Source organism: Pseudomonas syringae CC1557, from assembly GCF_000452705.1.
Taxonomy (GTDB): domain Bacteria; phylum Pseudomonadota; class Gammaproteobacteria; order Pseudomonadales; family Pseudomonadaceae; genus Aquipseudomonas; species Aquipseudomonas syringae_F.
Map to the genome: position 1 here is coordinate 1,275,520 of NZ_CP007014.1, position 18,129 is coordinate 1,293,648.

Sequence of the window (18,129 nt, forward strand, 5' to 3'; positions counted from 1 at the left end):
GTTAGCTATGAGCCGAGGCGGGGCGGGAAGTTCGGGGAGTTTGCGTGAGCACTGCTGAGGTGAGTCGCGATAGGTGTCTTGGAGAACGCGATCGTGCATAAAAGCGCTTTTTTATCGCGATGGCACTGACGACGCAGAGTGCGACGTAAGTGACGGCTGAGCCCTGGCGCTGATCCGGGGGTAGCCTGGCAGGACGCCAGGCTAGCCGCACCGGGCCATGGATGGCCCGTTGCGGCGACCCCCGGATCAGGGTCAGGGCGAAGGAACCCGACGAAGTCGGGCCGGAAACGGAGCCGGGACTTTGCCTACTTTGGTCCCTCAAAGTAGGGCGCCGTAAGGGCGCAAAGGTGACCTGAGCCTGAGGCAAATATCACTGACATCGCAGAACAGTATTACTTGCCCGGCGTCAGCGTCAGACGTTGTTTGCCGTAGCCTTTTTCGTAGTTCTGCTGTTGCACCGGGATCGACGTGTATTGCGCTTTCTGCCATGCCTCGATGCTGTTGGCGTAATACGGGCTGGCCGGGTTGCCGGACTGGCCGGTGCTGATCATGCCGGTCATGGGTTCAACCAGGCTGAAGTCTACGATCATGCGCAGGCCGGGCGCCATACGTGCGTCGAAGCCTTTGCCCCACTCAAAGCCCGATACGTTCAGCGTGGTGTGATCGCCTCCGGCAGGTGTAGCGCTGCGGTTGAAGTCGCCACCACCCAGTTGCCTGGCCAACGGATTGGCCGAGACCCAGTTGTCGCGATGCAGTTTGCCCCACTGCCAGGCTTTGTGATCGCTGCCCAGCAGGCTGTCGCCGCTGGTGATCGCGGCCGCCAGGCTGCGCGCCAGAATGGCTGGCTTGTCTTCTTTCTGCGGCGTTTTGATGTCATCCCAGTAAGGGCTGTCATCACGGCCCAGCAGGTGGTCGGCCTGCGGCGAATACGATGAGCTGGCGTTGGCCACCAGTGCCTGCCAGGCTAGGCTGGTTTCCGGGCCCAGTTCATCGAGGAAAATCTGTTTGGCGCTTTCCTGCAAGAACAGCTCATAAAGAGCGGCGTCAGCCGAACCGGCACTGAGCTTGCCATCGAACGCCATCAGGCGAGTGAATGCCTCGCGGGCCTTGTTGCGATCGGCTTCCGGCAATGCATCAATAGCCTGCTTGAGCGGCTTGCTCATGCCCGGCGCCTGGAACATGGTCTTGAGTTTGGCCGCAAACGTCGTGGTCTGGTCGTACTGCATGGCGATAGTGCTGCGCAGGTCCTGCTTGCCGCCATTGGCCAGCTCGGCAATTCGCTCGGCACGCTCCGGGTAGCCCCACGAATTGGAAAGCTGCATACCGTAGCCTTTCGGAATCGTGCGCTGGTTAGCTGCTGCGAGCCAGCCCTGACGCGGGTCCTGATCGTAGGGATGGAGCATCGAGTCGGCAAAACCGTCCCAGTCATACTTGCCTTCCCAGCCCGGCGAAGGCAGCAGGCCCTGGCCTTCACGGCGGTTGGGGAAGCGACCGGTCACCTGCCAGCCAATGTTCGACGCATCGGCGAACACCATGTTCAGGGTGATCGCACGAATCTCGCGGCTGGTATCGAACGCTTTTTCGACGTTGGGCGCGCGCGACAGGTCGAAAAATGCATCCAGGCTCTTGTCGTCCTTGAAGCTCGGCACTTGCAGCGCCAGGCTCAACCCGTTGCCGGGCGGCGTCGCGCTGGCATTGAGCAGCGCGCCATGACGGGTTTCGTACACGGTTTCGCGAAGCGGACTGCCGCCTTTGACCAGAAAGGTTTCCTGATGCGCGGTCGCAGGCACCCATTTGCCGTCAGCCATATAAGACACACGGTTGCCTTCGCGCTTGATCTTCTCCAGGAACAGGTCCTGGTTGTCGCCTTTGACGTTGCTCATGCTCCACGCCAGCTTGCCGTTGAAACCACTCAGGACCAGTGGCAGGCCGGCGATGGATACACCAGACACCTGATATTTCGGTGCGCGGATCTGCACAAAGCTCCAGGCCGAATTGAGGCCGGCCGGCAACTGCATGTCGCTGGCCAACAGGCTCTTGCCGTTGCGGCTGCGTTGCGGCGCGATGGCCCAGTTGCTGGAGGCGGCGACACCGAGCATGTTCAGGTCCGAGAGCTGCAAGGCGACCCTGTTCAGGTCATTCAGGCCGGTCACCTGATTGTTCAGATTCAGGCCTTTGAGCTTGTCGGCTTCGGCGAACGGCAGCTCTTCGTCAGGGTAGGTCGGCAGCAGCCAGGCGAGCTTGTCAGCCCCGACTTTCTGCGCCAGTACCAGCGATGACAGTTCTTCTTGCAGATTCACCGACAGGCTGAAGTTGAGCAGGCTGAAAATCAGCGCCGAGTCCTCCGGCTTCCAGTATTCAGGCTTGTAACCGGAGTTGGCGATGTCGGCTGGCAGCTTGTCGCGGTAGCGAAACAGGTAAGCATTGACGCCACGTGCGTAGACATCGAAGAAGCGTTTGAGGCGAGGCGAAGCTGCGTTGTACAAGTCACTGGCGTTCTGCTTGAGGTTGACCGAGCGCATCAGGCGGTCGACTTCCAACGCATCAGCCCCGGCCATTTCCGACAGACGGCCCTGCGCCAGCAGGCGCATGCCGAGCATCTGGCTCAGGCGATCACCTGCGTGCACATAACCCAACGTAAACAGCGCGTCATGGTAACTGCTGCTTTCAATCAGCGGCATGCCCATGGTGTTGCGCCGTACCGAGACATTCTGTGCCAGCCCTTTGACCGGAAAGGTCCCGGAAACAGGCAGCACGGTATCGGGATCGCTGCTGCCCAACTGGCAGCCGGCAAGGCTCAGGAAACTCGCCGCAGCGGCGGCAGCGCCGAATCGGGGGAGAAAATGAAGAAGGGCTGGCGAGGCCATGGGCAAGCTCCTGGAGGGGTAACGTACAAAAGCCGCTACGTTAGAGAGCCGTCAGGCAGCACGCAAGCGGCAAGGACCAGTTTATTTCAGGATTTTTCACAAGTAGGCCAGACACCCCTGCATGCCAATGCTGAGCACTGGCAAGAGAGGCGGCATTACCGCGCAGCGGCTCAAGCCTTCGGCGGATTGATCTTGTCAGCCAGCGCATACGCACGTTTAGTCGCGTCGCGGCTGGCGATGCTGTCGAACCAGCGCTTGAGGTGGGGGAAGTCGTTCAGGTCCTGCTGCTGATAGGTGTGTGGCACGATCCACGGATAGATCGCCATGTCGGCGATGCTGTATTCATTGCCCGCGACGAATTCACGATCCGCCAGGCGCTTGTTCAGCACGCCGTACAAACGCGCCGTTTCATTGACGTAGCGCTCGATGGCATAAGGAATCTTTTCTTTGGCGAATCGGTTGAAGTGATGGTTCTGACCCGCCATCGGCCCCAGGCCGCCCATCTGCCAGAACAGCCATTGCGACACTTCCTGACGCCCGCGCAGATCCTGCGGGATGAACCGGCCGGTCTTTTCCGCCAGATACAGCAGGATAGCGCCTGACTCGAACAGGCTCAGAGGTGCGCCGCCATCGGCCGGCTGGTGATCGACAATGGCCGGAATGCGGTTGTTGGGGGATATCTTCAGGAATTCGGGTTTGAACTGATCATTGTTGCCAATGTTGACCGGAAAGATCGTGTACGGCAGGCCGCTTTCTTCCAGAAACAGGGTGATTTTGTGGCCGTTGGGCGTGGTCCAGTAGTGAAGGTCGATCATTGGGCGCTCCATGTGGGTGATCGCAAGCCACTGTTTTACGCTTCCTTGAGCAGCCCGTACAAATGAAAACGGCCTGCAAGGCAGGCCGTTGGCAGAACGCTCAGCGCATCACGCGCCGTGGCATTTCTTGAATTTCTTGTCGCTGCCGCATGGGCAGGGATCGTTGCGACCCACGTCCTTCAGGGTATTGCGCACCGGCTCCTGGTGGGCGTGACCGCAGTTCGGACCGTGGACATGGCCGTGCTGGTGGTCATGATGATCATGGTCGTGATCGTGGTTGCAATCGGGGCCATGAACATGGGCTTGCTGGTTCATCGGGTGTACTCCACAGTGAAATCTGTAATCAATCTGGCGCGCATTATCCCGCAAATCATCGTCAAGCAGTAACAGTGCGTTGTTTTTTGCGTTCAGCGGTTTTTTTAAGTATGCTTAGTTTTAGCCGGGCGTTTTCAGCGTCCCTATATTTCCTGCAGCGCCGAGCGAGCCCTATGACCAGACACGAACGTATTGCCAAGGCCATCGCCGCCAGCGGCAAGAAGAAGGGCGAAATCGCCGCGCAATGCGGGGTCGCCAACTCGGCGGTTACCCAGTGGATAAGCGGCGAGAGCAAGAGCCTGCGACCTGAGAATCTCTACGCGCTGGCCAGGGCCACCGGCTTTCGAGCCGAGTGGCTGGCCATTGGTGAAGGGCCCGAGAAGGCTCTAGAGTTCGACGCCAACGTTGCCTTGATCGATCAGCCGGAAATGTCCTTTCGCTATCCGGTGATCAGTTGGGTATCCGCCGGGTCGTGGGAGGAGGCTGTGCAGCCTTATCCCGATGGGTTCTCGGACCGCTATGAAATCTCCGACTACGACTCCAAAGGTCCGGCATTCTGGCTTGAGGTCAAGGGCGACTCGATGACCGCGCCCACCGGCGTCAGCGTGCCTGAGGGGATGCTGATTCTTGTGGACACCGAAGCGGATGTTCAGCCTGGCAAACTGGTCATTGCCAAGCTGCCCGCCAGCAATGAGGCGACGTTCAAGAAGCTGGTCGAGGATGGTGGCACCCGTTATCTGAAGCCGCTTAACCCGGCGTACAAAATGATCGAGTGCGGCGCCGACTGTCGCATTATCGGTGTCGCGGTAAGGATGACGGCCAGGCTGTAAGCCTTGAGCTACAGGCGTTTTTAGAGCTTCTATCGATTGCCGGCACTGCGAAACGTCATACGATCTGCTTGCCGGAATTCTGCGCCTGTAATACTGTATTTATATACAGTAAAGCCTCGGAGGTCATCATGGCTTACCACCCAGATTCTACGTCGAGCACGACCTCTTCCTACGAGTTGATCGGCAGACGTATTCAACGGCTGGTCTCGGCCCCGGACGTGCAGAAAATTCAGTGGGTCATCGTCACGCGCAAGGATGACGAGCCGCTGGACAGCTGGGACAGGGTGCTCCGGGAAATCGGAGAAACCGACGGAATTCAGGTCGACCGCCAGCAGGACGGGTCCATCCGGATTGGCTGGCAACGCTACATCGATAACTGAGCATTGCGGATGACCGACGACCGGATGAATCAGTCGCTTGATTATATTTTTAAGTATGCTTAAATTAAGCTTCCTTGTTTAGTATTTCGATCGACATTTAATTGCAGCAACGCAAGGATGCGACAAGGGCATGGCGGCCCATGTGTCAGACCGGATGACTTCCATTCCTCTCTCCCTGCCGATTTTCCGGCAGACGTTAAGTACCTGAGTTTTTCTGTGTTCGAACGGCTGTTATCTCTTGGACGGAGTCAGGCTGATGGATCTCTTGAACGGTTTGGCAGACAGAGGCGAATGGTTGGTGGCCGGCCTGGTTGGCGCGATCATCTCTGGCTGGTGGCACAAGACGGCGCTGCCCGACTGGCGCGCCTGGATGGTTTTTCTCGTCACAGGCGTGGCCTGCGCAGTGTTCCTCACCGGCATTGCCAGTGTTTACCTGGGCGTTGCCGAGCCTCGTAACATCACCGGTGTTGGCTTTCTGTTGGGCTCGTTTGGTGGCGCGCTGATCAGCGCAGTCAATCGGGCGTTATGGGCAGCAGACGTCTGGAAGTTTCTGATGGAGCTGATCAAAGGCAGGCTGGGCTGAGCATGATCCGGTTACCGGCGGTCTTTGATCAGGTCGCCTGGAACCACATCGCCAGAACGCAGGATGCGCACATTGTGGTGAAACAGAATGCCAGTCTTGAGCTTGCCCTCAAGCTGGTAATGGATGGTCTGATCAGGCTTCTTCAGCAGTTTGGCGATGTATCTGGCGTGCTGCCACAGGTTGGTCCGGACGGATATCAGCAGGGTTTTCCGACTGTCGCCGTCGACAAAAAACCAGTCGCTGGATGTGCCCTCGGCCAGCATTTCCTCATTCAGCATGATTTTGTAATTCAGGCCGCGCACCAGCAGTCGTGAGTCATTGGGATTATCGACTTCGAAATACAGTTTGAAATCCTGATGCGTCAGCCGGGCCTTGATCACCTCGACTTTCAGCAGGTGCACTTCCGGGTCCTGAACGCTGTCAAAGTTCAGTAACGAGCATCCGCTCAGCCCCAACATGACCAACGCAAGGCTTATGAATCTTGTAATGTGCGCCTGAAAAGACATGGATGTGCTCCGTTTGAAGTCCGAGTCTAACAACTCGACGGCCACGGGTAACGCGCTTGTTGCGCGGTCTGACGCTACGCCATACTTTTATTGACGTACCAATGGTGTCTCCATGAATCTCTACGAAATCGTCTTCAGCGCCGAACTGGTCGCTGGAGCCCAGCCCGAGAAGGTCAGGGCCAACCTCGGCAAGCTGTTCCAGGCGGATGCCGAGCGCCTTGAATTGTTGTTCTCCGGACGTCGACTGGTCCTCAAAAATAATCTCGACGCGGCGACTGCCGAGAAATACCGCGCCACTCTGGAACGGGCGGGTGCGCGGGTTCACGTTGTGGAAATGCTTACCGAACCGGACGAGCCGCCGCACATGGAAGAGGTCGAGCTGGCGCCGCCGCCTGACGCACCGACCTGGGTGCGCAAGTCTGCGCAGAGCCAGGCCCGTCTGCAGATCAAGCCACGCGATGTTTACATGGCAGCCTTCGTGGACGTCGATGCCCCGGATTATTCGGTCGCCGAAGCGGGTGCTGACCTGGTGCCTGCACAGCCTCAGCCGGTTGCGCCGGCACTGGACCTCTCCCGATTGAGCCTGGCACCGGTGGGCAGCGATATGGGCCAGGCCGAAAAGCCTGCGGCGCAGGCGGCGCCTGATACCTCGCGTTTGCGCGTCATCCCCGAATAAACGCCCGCGACATCCGAAACCTGAAACGGAATTATTTTCAATCAGCCCTGTTACTTTTTACGGTTCACTCGGCTAACAGGCATTGAGAAATATTCCATCAGGAGTTGCCCGATGTCCCGCTCGTTAGACACCTTGCTGCGCCCCAGTCTGTTGGCCATGACCATTGCCTTTTGCTCGCCTCTGGTCAGCCCGTTGCTGATGGCTGCGCAACAGGCTGGTGTGGTTGCCTACGTCTGCCCGCTGCACCGCTGGCAACTACGCTGAATCAGATCGCCAGCCAGGGCGGCCTTGCGCTAAGCCTCGATCCGGCGCTGGCCGCTGGCAAGACAAGCGCGCCCGTGAAAGGGAATTTCGACGCGGCGACAGCATTGCGCGAGGCGCTGCGTGGCAGTGGATTGCAACTGACGCAAAGCAGCGCCGGGACCTACACCCTGATGGCCATGGAGCAGGGCGCGTTGAACCTGTCCGACGTCAACATCAACGCCAGCAGCGCCCCCGCCGAAGGTTCGGAAGCGGCGGGTTATCGCAGCGAGAACATCAGCAGTGTCGGTGCGCTGGGTGGCATGAAGCTTCAGGACGCGCCGTATTCCATCAGCGTGACGCCTCAGGCCTTACTGAAAAACATCCAGGCCACTTCGCTGGACGACGTGATCAAGCACAATCCGTTCACCCAGATGTATTCGCCGACCAGTGCCGGTTATGCGAGCGCCGTCAATATTCGTGGGTTCAGCAGCGCGGGCAGTCTGAACATTGCCAACGATGGCCTGCGTTTCTCCAACGGGGCTGACGGCAGCAATTATCTGGAAGAAATGGAACAGCTGGAAATAATTACCGGCCTGACCGGCTTTCTGTACGGCCCTGCGTCGCCGGGCGGGCTGGTCAACTATGTGATCAAGCGACCGACCTACGAGCGTTACAGCAGCGTGACCCTGGGCAATGCCGGTGGCGAGAATTACTACCTGCATGGCGACTTCGGCGGACCGATCGACAGTGAAGGTACATTCGCCTATCGCCTCAATGTGCTGACCCAGGATGGCGAAACTGCTATCGACCTGAACAAGCGTCGTCGCGAGATGATTTCCCTGGCACTGGACTGGAACGTGTCCGATGACCTGCTGGTGCAGTTCGACGCGTCGCACAAGAAGACCGAAATACGCGGCCTGACCAGCTACTGGTATTTCAATGACCAATCGTTGCGCCCCAGTGCTGCGTCGCTGGACAACGACAAACTCTATAGCCAGAAGTGGTCGTTCTCCGATTATGAGTCTGACAAGGCGGGCGTACGTGCCAAGTGGCGCTTGAACGACACCTTCACCTTGCGCGCGGCCTTTGCCGCCCAGCAGTACACCTCGGAAAACACCTACACCGGCCCCACGGTTTCCAGTGCAGGTCTCTACTCGCAGCCGCTGTACGCGTTCGCCCCGATCGAAACCGAGGAAAAGACCGGCTCGCTGTTTCTGGATGCTGCGTTCGATACCGGCTTCCTCGGCCATAAAGTCACGATGGGCTATCAGGGCAACACCTCGCGCCAGAAACAGTACGAGGACCACATCCCGTACACGCCTGATCAGCCTGGTCCGCAATACACCTCGCCTGTGGGCACGATCCCGCTGGATCAGACGCCTCAGGTCGGCAAGCCCTCGTACTCGATTGGCCACGGCGATCAGCGTCTGGCCAATAGCACCGAGAGCAACAACTTCCTGATCGGTGACGTCATTACTTTCAATGAGCAGTGGTCGGCGATCCTTGGTGTGACCAACACGCAGATCAAGACCTACGCCAACGAGTTCGTCTACGCCAGAGCGTTCGGCTCGGCGGAAACCGAGACCACCTACAACGAGAGCAAAACCTCGCCGAACCTCTCGCTGGTCTACAAGCCACTGCCGTGGCTGACCACCTATGCGACTTATATAGAAGGTCTGCAATCGGGAGGCATCGCGCCAAGCGGTACGGCCAATGCCGGTCAGGCCTTTGCGCCTGAAGTCAGCGAGCAATACGAAATCGGTGCCAAGGCCACTGTGGGCGAAACGCTGTTTACCCTCGCGCTGTTCAACATCGAGAAGCCGAACGGCTACACCACGGGCGGCAACGTTTACGTGGTTGACGGGCGTCAGGAAAACAACGGGCTGGAGTTCAGCGTTACCGGCAAGGTCATTCCGGAACTGACTCTGGTCGGCGGCTTCACCTTGCTGGACCCGAAGATCAAGAAAACCGGCGTCGCGGCAGATGAAGGCAATGTGCCGACCAACGTCGCCAAACAACTGGCCAAGGTCTATGCCGAATACGACATCAACCAGGTGCCAGGCCTGGCCATGACCGGCGGTGCGTTCTATACCGGCAAGCAATACACCGACCAGAGCAACGAAAACGACCTGCCGTCGTTCACCACCTTTGACGCCGGGGCCCGCTACCGCATGCGCGTTTCAGAAAACGATCTGACCTTGCGAGTCAACGTCAGCAACCTGGGCAACAAGGAATACTGGCTCAACAGCAGCTACCTGGGCGACCCGCGCACCGTCGCTTTCTCGGCACAGCTGGAGTTCTGATCGCGGCATTACGCCGACCTGACTGCTGAAGCGTGAGGAACGAGAGTCCCGACTATCGTAAGTCGCTCCGCGTCGTATGCTGTTCTGGACGCTCTGCGTCCGATGTTGAGTTGGGCAGTGCGGTTCTGGGTTGGGACTCAGTCAAACTACATACCCGGAGCAACACTTCTTGAATTTCTGCTCACTGCCACACGGGCACGCATCGTTGCGGCTGGCTTTCAGCGGAACGGTGGAGTCGATGAAATACCAGCGGCCCTGATTCTGCACGAACGACGAGCGCTCCTTGTGGCTGTGTTCGCCGTTGCCATCGTGCCAACGAGCAGTGAAGGTCACAAACGCATGCTCAGGCTTGCCGCCGAACACCTCCGCGCTTTCCACCTCCAGCCCCAGCCAGGTGCTTTGCGCACTCCACTGGGCGATGGCTTCACGGTCCAGTGCGCTTTGCTGCACCGGCAGCGTGGTCTGCACCAGATAATCGGTCAGCCCCAGCACATAAGCGCTGTAACGCGAGCGCATCAGCTTTTCCGCGCACGGCGCAGGCTGGCCAGCGTGATAGCGGCCGCAGCAGGCCAACAACAGATCGCCGTTGCCGCACGGGCAAATAGCACTACTCATGATTCACCACCAGTATTTTCCAAAATTCTCCGGGTTGGCCCAGTACTTCGCGTTCAGCCAGTCGGGCACCTGTTTGTATTCGCGCAAATCGTAGGTGAACAGATTCATCACCTGTTCGTCGCGGGCAAAGCGTTCGCTGGATTGCAGGGCCAGCGAGAAGAAGTCAGTCTCCTGCCAGTCGCAAGCCTGCAAATCGGCCAGGACCGCGATGCGGCTGGCGTTCAGGTTGCGGATACCGCCCAGCAACTCAAGCCCAATGCGCTTGGGGATGTGTTCCAGGCAGTCGACCACCAATGCCAGATCGAAGCGTTGCGCGGCCAGATGCGCAGGCAGCGTACCGGGTTCCGCCAGCGCCACAGTGGTGTGTGGATGTGCGTCCTGGAAGGCTTGCAACGCAGGAAAGGCGTGCGCCCCGATTACCAGCAGGCGTTCGGGTGCATAAAGATCGAGCAGGGCAGCCAGCGCTTGCTGAGGTGTGCGGGTGGAATAGCCGACGGTCATCGAAAGTCCTCTGGTTGACTGGCAAGACTAGCCTGCCGAGCCGGCTCTGAACAGCCGCCAGCCTGCGCGTTGACAACCTCTTATTAAGGATAACGATCTATGCTTTATCTTTTTCAATTCACTGCTGGCATATTCGCTGAACAGCACGTCTACTGTGCGGCGACGAAAAGCATGCGCAGACTTCGCTTTCGGAACAGATCATGACAAGGGGCAGGCGATGAAGGTGTTTTGGGGGCTGGGAAAGATCTTGGTGCTGGGCTTCTGGCTGGTGGTGCTGGCCAATGCGCTGATTGAAGCGCCCAGCCCGTTCGGCGTGATGATCGACATGGCGGGCGCAGTCCTGCTGCTGACTCATCTGCTGGAACTGATTCTGTTCAACGGCAGCCTGCGCGGTCGTCGGCATCCGTGGCGCGACCGGGGCAAAATCATCCTGTTCGGCATCTTCCATCTGCAATCCATCAGCCGTTCGGCTTCGGGGCACTCTCATGCGTAATCTCGTTCTGCTGGCGGCACTGTTCAGCCCTTTGGCCATGGCACAGGCAATTATTGTCGCGCCGCACTCGCTGATGCGCCTGCCCGGCAACAGCAGCGTCCTGCAACTGGATCGCCTTGAAGTGTCCGATTACGGCACCTTGTTGATCCCGGCCAATATCGACGACGTGAAAATCGGTGAGCTGGTATTGGGACACGAAGCGCGTATTGCCATCGTTCCTGGCGTGCAGGCCTTCAATATGATCGTGACGCACGGTGAGTTCGGCACCGGCAGCCAGATCACGGCGCGTGGCGCACCGGGCACGTTCGAGAAGCCGGCGCTGCCTGGTCGCAACCTGACCGTGCGCCTGCAAAACCTCAACGCGGAAGAATTATCGATCGACGCACGCGGCGGCGCAGGCAGCCCGGGTTATGTCGGCCTGGATGGCGGCTACGGCGAACAACCGGGCTGTATCTGGGGGCAGGCTGGACATGGCTACGATGGTCAAAATGGCAGCACCGGCCGGGACGGCGCGGCGGGCGCTCAGGTGCGCCTGGAGTTGCCGCAGAGTTTCCCGACTGATCGCATCAAGGTGAACGTTGCCGGCGGTGCGGCCGGCAAAGGCGGCGAGGGTGGCAAGGCCGGTAAAGGCGGACTGTCCAAAGGCTGTTTCGTGTACCGCGCTGATGGCGGCAAGGCCGGTAAAGAGGGCGAGCCTGGCCAGCCGGGTGTTGCCGGTCCTGCGGGCGCGTTGATTCTGCAACGCCTGTAAGCCTCAAGACACTGTCCGGATCGGGCGCAAGGCCCTGTTCCGGACAGTCGTCACAACGTCACGTTTTTACTGCGGTACGCCTTTCTCCCAGTTCTTCCAGTCGCTGACTATCGCTTGCACCAGAGGGTTGCCGGTGCGGTACAGGTTCTCCAGTGCCGGCACGAATGCGCCCTGATCGGCGTACTTGAGCAGGTTATCGACCTCGCTGTAGCCAGGGTACGGACGATCGAAGTCGGAACCGGCGCGCACCACGGCCAGACGGTTCACATCGACCTTGCCCGCCTTGCTGGCCCGCAGCAGGGCTTCATACGTGGAGTTGTCCTCCTGCTGGGTAGTGCAATAGACGCCTTTGCCGTCAGTCAGCAGCTTGGTCCAGACTTCCGCCCGTTCGCTCAAGCGCGTTCCGGAAAACCACGTATTGCCGGCCACGGTGTCACATTGAGTGACCTGCGGCGGCTGATTGGCCGGGGCGTAAGGGTATTTGACGCGCCATGCAGCTGACTCCTTGCTCTCGCTGAGCGCCACTTTTTGTGACAGGGCGAACGCTTTGGCCTGAAGCTTTGGGTTTAGCTCGAAGACTTCGGTCTTGTAGTCCAGCGGCGGCTTCTCGTTCGGACCTTTGGTGTTGATGCCCAGATAACCGGTCGGCCAATCCTTGGGTACGTCGCGGGAATCGATTTCCCACTGGGTGCCGAACTCCACCAGATAATGCGCCCAGGCGGTGGTGCCGAGGCTGCCGTGATGCGGGTTGATCCCGGCGATACCGGCGACGATGAAGTAGGTCTTGCGCAGATCGAATTGCGGCGACAACGCCAGTGCGAGGGTCGAGGCGGCGGCATTGGTCTGGCCCATGCCGGTGACCATCAGGCACACGTCCTGCTCGTTGCAGCGGATGGCCGGGTATTCGGCTGCCAGGCCTGGCACCTGAATTTCCCTGGTCAGGTGCAGACGATCAATCCAGTTCTGCGCTTCAGGCGCAAACATGGCGACCAATATGACCTTGGGCGTGACCGGTGCGGCGGCGGCCCAGATACCGGGGCTGAGCAGTGCCAGTGTGGCGCAGAGTGCATTGCGAGTGATGTGCTTCATGAAAACTCCTGTAGTCAATATCATGATCAGAACTGATAACCCACGCCTGCGTAGTAACCCCAGCCGTCGGAACGTGCGCGGAAATTGCCTTCACCGAAGTTCAGCTCGCTGCCGTCCTCCCAGTTGCCACCGTTGTGGAAATAACGGCCTACCAGCGTGAAACGCAGGTGCGTGAAGGCATACAGCAACACGTTGGTGGCAACCGTGGAATTGCCGGTGCGCGCCGGATCGTTCTTGAGGTCCGAACCGAAATCAAAGTTGGTGAAGCCGATGTAGGTCAGCGACGCGCCATTGTCGAACGTGCTGATCGGCACGATGTACTTGAGCTGCGCCCGATAACCATCCCATGAGTACTCGTTGCTGGCGCCGTAGTTTTCCCACTGATAGCGACCGTAGAAGTTGGCCGACAGATTGACCCGCGAGTGGGTGTCGATGTCGGTGCCCAGGCCGCTGTACAAGGTGTTGGCACGGTTGGCAGAGTTGCTGCCGTGGTCGTAGATCCAGTCGAAGGCGACGTACCATTCCTTGAACGGTCCCACGGCCAGGCTGCGGCCAGCGAGATAATCGATGGAGATGCGCGGCTCGTGTTCCATGAACAGCGGCGAGCCATGGTCCCAGACGCCCTTGTCATTATCATTGCCGATGCCGAGGATCTTCGGCACGTCGACGTAGCCGTACAGTTCAAACGGCCCCTTGCGGCCGAAGTACTCGTACTCCAGGTAGATGTCATCGTTCGGCTTGGGGCCGAAGCTGATGTCCTTGCTGCCGATCAGGGTCAGGTCCTGATTGAACCAGTCTGAGAAATACGCGCCTTTTACTTCCTTGGGCGAGGCGGGCGGGCTGAGCGCTTCACCTTGCGCCGAGTCTTCGGTCGCAGTGGGCTGAGCCTGCGCCGTCATACACGGTAATGCTGCAGCTGCGGCGAGCAGCAGAGGAATCAGTGTTTTGCAGGATGCTGCGGGCTGGACGGATAGCTGCTTGGGCATTGAAATTCCTTTTTGTGGTCGCGTACTGCTGATCGCAAACGTTTGCACAGCTCATGCCAAAGCGCTTCAACCTGTTGAAAGCCATGGATATAAGGTGAGGAAGATGACCAGGCAGGCAGGAAACTGCGCACCAGCTGTGCGCGATGTCACCTCTCGTGCCCTGTGATGTTCCGTTTCGTCTCAAAATCCTGGACGGGCAGCCGCCAGGGCGACCACGGCCAGGCCGATGATCAGATTGATTGCGACCAGCCTGCGGATATGGCCGAGTGCTGCTGCGCCTTGCGCCCATTGCTCTGCTTCCACGGCGCGGCGCAGCTCCGGCAATTGCAAGGAATGGATACGAAGAAACAGCGCGACCATCACCACATACAGGCCCATCATGATTTGCACGTAGTGCGGCGCGGTTTCAAAGCCGGTGAAATTCAGCTGGATCATGCCAATGCCGGTGATCGGCAAGATCACGATGGTTGCCCAGACCCATATAAAGAAGCGCGGAAACACCTGGACCCACACTTTCAAGCGGGCCGGGCCTTCAAGTGCTGCAATAACGGCTGGACGCAAAACCATCCAGGCGAAAAACATGCCGCCAACCCAGATCAGGGCAGCCAGCACATGCAGCGTATAGACAGTGGAAAAAGCGGTCATCGGACACTCCGTTCTGCGCGGATGGATTTAGCGCGCTATGATAGCGCCCACTCAGAACCACTGAAAATTTATCCAGCCTTTTTAGTCGTGCCCCCGAACCGAAGCCAATGATCAGTACCGAACTCAAAACCCAGATCCAGGGCGCTTACTCGCGTTTCCTCGAAGCCAAGAGCCTCAAACCGCGCTACGGCCAGCGATTGATGATCGCTGAAGTCGCCAGGGTGCTGGGGGACATTGACACCGATGAAGAGGGCCGTCGGTCGGGCGACCCGGCCGTGGTAGCGGTCGAGGCGGGCACCGGCACCGGCAAAACCGTGGCTTACGCTATCGCTTCGATTCCGACCGCCAAGGCGGCGGGCAAGCGGCTGGTCATTGCTACGGCCACCGTCGCGCTACAGGAGCAGATCGTCTACAAGGACCTGCCGGACCTGATGCGCAACAGCGGTCTCAACTTCACCTTCGCCCTGGCCAAGGGGCGCGGCCGTTACATGTGCCTGTCCAAGCTCGACATGCTGTTGCAGGAAAGTGACGCGACCAACGCGACCGCGCAGCTGTTCGAAGAAGAAGGCTTCAAGATCGAGGTCGATGAAGCCAGTCAGAAGCTGTTCACCACCATGTTGCAGAAGCTGGCTGGCAACAAATGGGACGGTGACCGCGACAGCTGGCCTCAGGAGCTGGCCGATCAGGACTGGGCACGTGTCACCACCGACCACAGCCAGTGCACCAACCGCCATTGTCCAAACTTCCAGCAGTGCGCCTTCTATAAGGCGCGCGAAGGCATGGGCAAGGTCGATGTGATCGTCACCAACCACGACATGGTGCTGGCTGACCTGGCGCTCGGCGGCGGGGCAGTGTTGCCAGATCCGCGTGACACGCTGTACGTGTTCGACGAGGGCCATCACCTGCCAGACAAGGCCATCGGCCACTTTGCCCATTACACCCGCTTGAAATCGACCGCCGACTGGCTGGAACAGACCGCCAAGAACCTCGCCAAGCTGCTGGCTCAGCACCCGTTGCCTGGCGATCTGGGCAAGTTGATCGAGCAGGTGCCGGAGCTGGCCCGCGAGATAAAGGGCCATCAGCAGTTCATGTTCGGCGCCTGTGAGCAACTGGCCGATTTTCGTGCCGGTGAAGACATGCAGGGTCGCGAACGCCCGCGTCACCGCTTTATCGGCGGGGTGATTCCCGAGCACATCCGCGAGATGGGCGTCGAACTGAAAAAGGGTTTTGCGCGCCTCGACGATCTGTTCACGCGCCTGACTGAATTGCTTAAAGAGGGTATGGACGGCGAGGTCAACATCGGCATTGCCAGCCATCAGGCCGAAGAATGGTATCCGCTGTTCGGCAGTCTGCTGGCTCGTGCCCATGGCAATTGGGAGTTGTGGACGGCCTTCACCGCCGAAGACCCGGAAGACAATCCGCCGATGGCGCGCTGGCTGACCCTGGCCGACAGCGGCGCGCTGTTCGATATCGAGGTCAACGCCAGCCCGATTCTGGCTGCCGAAATGCTGCGTCGTAATCTGTGGAACATTGCTTATGGTGCGCTGGTGACCTCGGCTACCTTGACCGCGCTGGGCAAGTTCGACCGCTATCGCATGCGTGCCGGCCTGCCGAAATGTGCTGTGACTGCCGTCGTGCCCAGCCCGTTTCACCATGCCGATGCCGGCGTGCTGCGGGTCCCGGACCTCAAAGCCGACCCGCGCGACTCGGTGGCGCACACGGCGGCGATCATTCGTGATCTGCCCGGTCTTGTGGAAGGTTCGCGGGGCACACTGGTGTTGTATTCCTCGCGCAAGCAGATGCAGGACGTTTTCGATGGCCTGGACCGTGACTGGCGCAAGCAGGTGTTCATTCAGGGCAATCTTTCCAAGCAGGAAACCCTCAACAAGCACAAGGCGCGGGTCGACAGCGGTGAGTCCAGCGTGCTGTTCGGGCTCGCCAGCTTTGCCGAAGGCGTGGATTTGCCCGGTGCCTATTGCGAGCATGTGGTGATTGCGAAGATTCCATTCGCGGTGCCGGACGATCCGGTCGAGGCGGCGCTGGCCGAATGGATCGAGGCGCGTGGCGGCAACCCGTTCATGGAAATCGCTGTGCCCGATGCATCGCTGCGTCTGGTACAGGCTTGCGGCCGCTTGCTGCGTACTGAAGAGGACCGCGGCACCATCACGCTGCTGGACCGCCGGGTGGTCACCCAGCGTTACGGCAAGGCGATTCTCAATGCGCTGCCACCGTTTCGACGCGAGATATCCTGAGACAGAGATGAAGAGCGTTTCACATAGGTTCCCAAATCCTTCGATCGCTGGAACAATGCGCACCTATTCAGCCTGTCGTCAGGCTCATGCTGCCAGTCAGGAGTCAGTCGTTGCAGATTCAGGGTCACTACGAACTTCAATTTGAAGCGGTGCGTGAGGCGTTCGCCGCGCTTTTTGACGATCCTCAGGAGCGTGGCGCGGCCTTGTGCATTCAGGTCGGCGGCCAGACGGTTGTCGATCTGTGGGCCGGTACGGCCGACAAGGACGGTGCCGAGGCTTGGCACAGCGATACCATTGCCAATCTTTTTTCCTGCACCAAAACCTTCACCAGCGTTGCTGCGCTGCAACTGGTCGAGGAAGGCAAGCTGAAGCTGGACGAGCCCGTTGCCAGCCTCTGGCCGGAATTCGCTGCTGCGGGCAAGGCGTCGATCACCCTGCGTCAATTGCTCTGCCACCAGGCCGGTCTGCCCGCGCTGCGCGAGCAATTGCCCGCAGAAGCGCTTTATCAGTGGGACATCATGACCGCGGCGCTGGCGGCTGAAGAGCCTTGGTGGACGCCGGGTCAGGGGCACGGCTACGCAGCGATCACCTACGGCTGGCTGGTGGGCGAGATGTTGCGCCGGGCCGACGGTCGCGGGCCGGGTGAGTCGATTGCCGCACGCATCTCGCGTCCATTAGGGCTGGATTTCCATGTCGGGCTGGCCGATGACCAGTTTTATCGCGTGGCGCATATCGCTCGTGGCAAAGGCAACAACGGTGATGACGCTGCTCAGCGCGTGCTGCAAGCGACAATGCGCGAACCTGCTTCCATCACGGCCAGGGCCTTTACCAATCCGCCTTCGATCATGACCAGCACCAACAAGCCTGAATGGCGGCGCATGCAGCAGCCAGCGGCCAATGGTCATGGCAATGCGCGCAGTCTGGCAGGCTTTTATAACGGCCTGCTGGATGGCAGCCTGCTGGAAGCCGACATGCTCAATGAGCTGACCCGCGAACACAGCATCGGTCAGGATAAGACCCTACTGACGTCGACTCGTCTTGGGCTGGGCTGCATGCTTGACCAGCCGACCGTGCCCAACGCCACGTATGGCCTGGGCCCCAAGGCGTTTGGGCATCCCGGCGCAGGTGGCTCGGTGGGCTTTGCCGATCCGGATTATGAAGTGGCTTTCGGCTTCGTGACCAACACGCTGGGCCCTTACATTCTGATGGACCCGAGGGCACAGAAACTGGTTGGCAAATTGCGTGAGTGTTTGCAGTAAGTATCGCCCATAAGTGCTTG

General features: G+C 59.5%; 17 protein-coding genes and 1 pseudogene. 9 read left to right on the top strand and 9 right to left on the bottom strand.

Annotated elements, in window-relative coordinates; genetic code table 11:
• Positions 1-392: 392 nt before the first annotated feature.
• The 3 genes from N018_RS06050 to N018_RS26155 all read right to left on the bottom strand — a co-directional run bounded on the left by N018_RS06050 (position 393) and on the right by N018_RS26155 (position 3,997).
• Positions 393-2,867, bottom strand: coding sequence for a penicillin acylase family protein (locus N018_RS06050; RefSeq protein WP_025389090.1), 2,475 nt, complete (start codon positions 2,865-2,867; stop codon positions 393-395).
• Positions 2,868-3,037: 170 nt separating this feature from the next.
• Positions 3,038-3,682, bottom strand: coding sequence for a glutathione binding-like protein (locus N018_RS06055; RefSeq protein ID WP_024646692.1), 645 nt, complete (start codon positions 3,680-3,682; stop codon positions 3,038-3,040).
• 108 nt (positions 3,683-3,790) lie between these two features.
• The gene (locus N018_RS26155) at positions 3,791-3,997 is read right to left on the bottom strand and encodes an SEC-C metal-binding domain-containing protein (RefSeq protein ID WP_002554826.1); all 207 of its coding nucleotides are present in this window, start codon (positions 3,995-3,997) and stop codon (positions 3,791-3,793) included.
• Between the two features lie 173 nt (positions 3,998-4,170).
• Here N018_RS26155 and N018_RS06065 point away from each other — a divergent pair, with 173 nt between their 5' ends.
• The 3 genes from N018_RS06065 to N018_RS06075 all read left to right on the top strand — a co-directional run bounded on the left by N018_RS06065 (position 4,171) and on the right by N018_RS06075 (position 5,790).
• Positions 4,171-4,827, top strand: a complete 657-nt coding sequence (locus tag N018_RS06065) for a LexA family protein (protein WP_025389091.1) — start codon at positions 4,171-4,173, stop codon at positions 4,825-4,827.
• A 128-nt stretch (positions 4,828-4,955) separates the two neighbouring features.
• A complete protein-coding gene (locus N018_RS06070; protein ID WP_025389092.1) occupies positions 4,956-5,207 on the top strand; it encodes a DUF1654 domain-containing protein in 252 nt (83 codons plus the stop codon).
• A 256-nt stretch (positions 5,208-5,463) separates the two neighbouring features.
• Positions 5,464-5,790, top strand: a complete 327-nt coding sequence (locus tag N018_RS06075; protein WP_025389093.1) for a hypothetical protein — start codon at positions 5,464-5,466, stop codon at positions 5,788-5,790.
• 11 nt (positions 5,791-5,801) lie between these two features.
• Here N018_RS06075 and N018_RS06080 read toward each other — a convergent pair whose 3' ends face one another.
• Positions 5,802-6,296, bottom strand: coding sequence for an LEA type 2 family protein (locus N018_RS06080; protein ID WP_024646696.1), 495 nt, complete (start codon positions 6,294-6,296; stop codon positions 5,802-5,804).
• 112 nt (positions 6,297-6,408) lie between these two features.
• Between N018_RS06080 and N018_RS06085 the strand changes: the two genes are divergently transcribed.
• Complete coding sequence (locus N018_RS06085) at positions 6,409-6,972, top strand: hypothetical protein (protein WP_025389094.1); 564 nt, start codon at positions 6,409-6,411, stop codon at positions 6,970-6,972.
• A gap of 111 nt (positions 6,973-7,083) precedes the next feature.
• Positions 7,084-9,518: pseudogene (locus N018_RS06090) on the top strand (TonB-dependent siderophore receptor).
• A 141-nt stretch (positions 9,519-9,659) separates the two neighbouring features.
• Here N018_RS06090 and N018_RS06095 read toward each other — a convergent pair.
• On the bottom strand, positions 9,660-10,133 hold the full coding sequence (locus N018_RS06095; protein ID WP_024646699.1) for a YchJ family protein: 474 nt from the start codon (positions 10,131-10,133) through the stop codon (positions 9,660-9,662).
• A 3-nt stretch (positions 10,134-10,136) separates the two neighbouring features.
• Positions 10,137-10,634, bottom strand: a complete 498-nt coding sequence (locus tag N018_RS06100; protein WP_025389095.1) for a DUF6231 family protein — start codon at positions 10,632-10,634, stop codon at positions 10,137-10,139.
• Positions 10,635-10,851: 217 nt separating this feature from the next.
• On the opposite strand from N018_RS06100, the gene N018_RS06105 reads away from it, so the two are divergent.
• Positions 10,852-11,127 carry a DUF1145 domain-containing protein gene (locus N018_RS06105; RefSeq protein ID WP_024646701.1) on the top strand — a complete coding sequence of 92 codons (276 nt, stop codon included), beginning with the start codon at positions 10,852-10,854 and terminating at the stop codon, positions 11,125-11,127.
• Positions 11,120-11,878 (top strand): hypothetical protein, encoded by a 759-nt coding sequence (locus tag N018_RS06110; RefSeq protein WP_025389096.1) that lies wholly within the window; start codon positions 11,120-11,122, stop codon positions 11,876-11,878. The genes N018_RS06105 and N018_RS06110 overlap by 8 nt, the downstream gene beginning before the upstream one ends.
• A 66-nt stretch (positions 11,879-11,944) precedes the next feature.
• Here the strand turns inward: N018_RS06110 and N018_RS06115 are convergent, their stop codons facing one another.
• The 3 genes from N018_RS06115 to N018_RS06125 form a co-directional block, all read right to left on the bottom strand.
• Positions 11,945-12,967, bottom strand: coding sequence for a purine-nucleoside phosphorylase (locus N018_RS06115; RefSeq protein ID WP_025389097.1), 1,023 nt, complete (start codon positions 12,965-12,967; stop codon positions 11,945-11,947).
• 26 nt (positions 12,968-12,993) lie between these two features.
• A complete protein-coding gene (locus tag N018_RS06120) occupies positions 12,994-13,953 on the bottom strand; it encodes a nucleoside-specific channel-forming protein Tsx (RefSeq protein WP_025389098.1) in 960 nt (319 codons plus the stop codon).
• A 180-nt stretch (positions 13,954-14,133) separates the two neighbouring features.
• Positions 14,134-14,598, bottom strand: a complete 465-nt coding sequence (locus N018_RS06125; protein ID WP_025389099.1) for a CopD family protein — start codon at positions 14,596-14,598, stop codon at positions 14,134-14,136.
• Between the two features lie 107 nt (positions 14,599-14,705).
• Here N018_RS06125 and dinG point away from each other — a divergent pair, with 107 nt between their 5' ends.
• Both dinG and N018_RS06135 read left to right on the top strand, forming a co-directional pair.
• Complete coding sequence (dinG, locus tag N018_RS06130) at positions 14,706-16,850, top strand: ATP-dependent DNA helicase DinG (RefSeq protein WP_024646706.1); 2,145 nt, start codon at positions 14,706-14,708, stop codon at positions 16,848-16,850.
• Positions 16,851-16,960: 110 nt separating this feature from the next.
• The gene (locus tag N018_RS06135; RefSeq protein WP_025389100.1) at positions 16,961-18,109 is read left to right on the top strand and encodes an EstA family serine hydrolase; all 1,149 of its coding nucleotides are present in this window, start codon (positions 16,961-16,963) and stop codon (positions 18,107-18,109) included.
• Positions 18,110-18,129 lie beyond the last annotated feature (20 nt).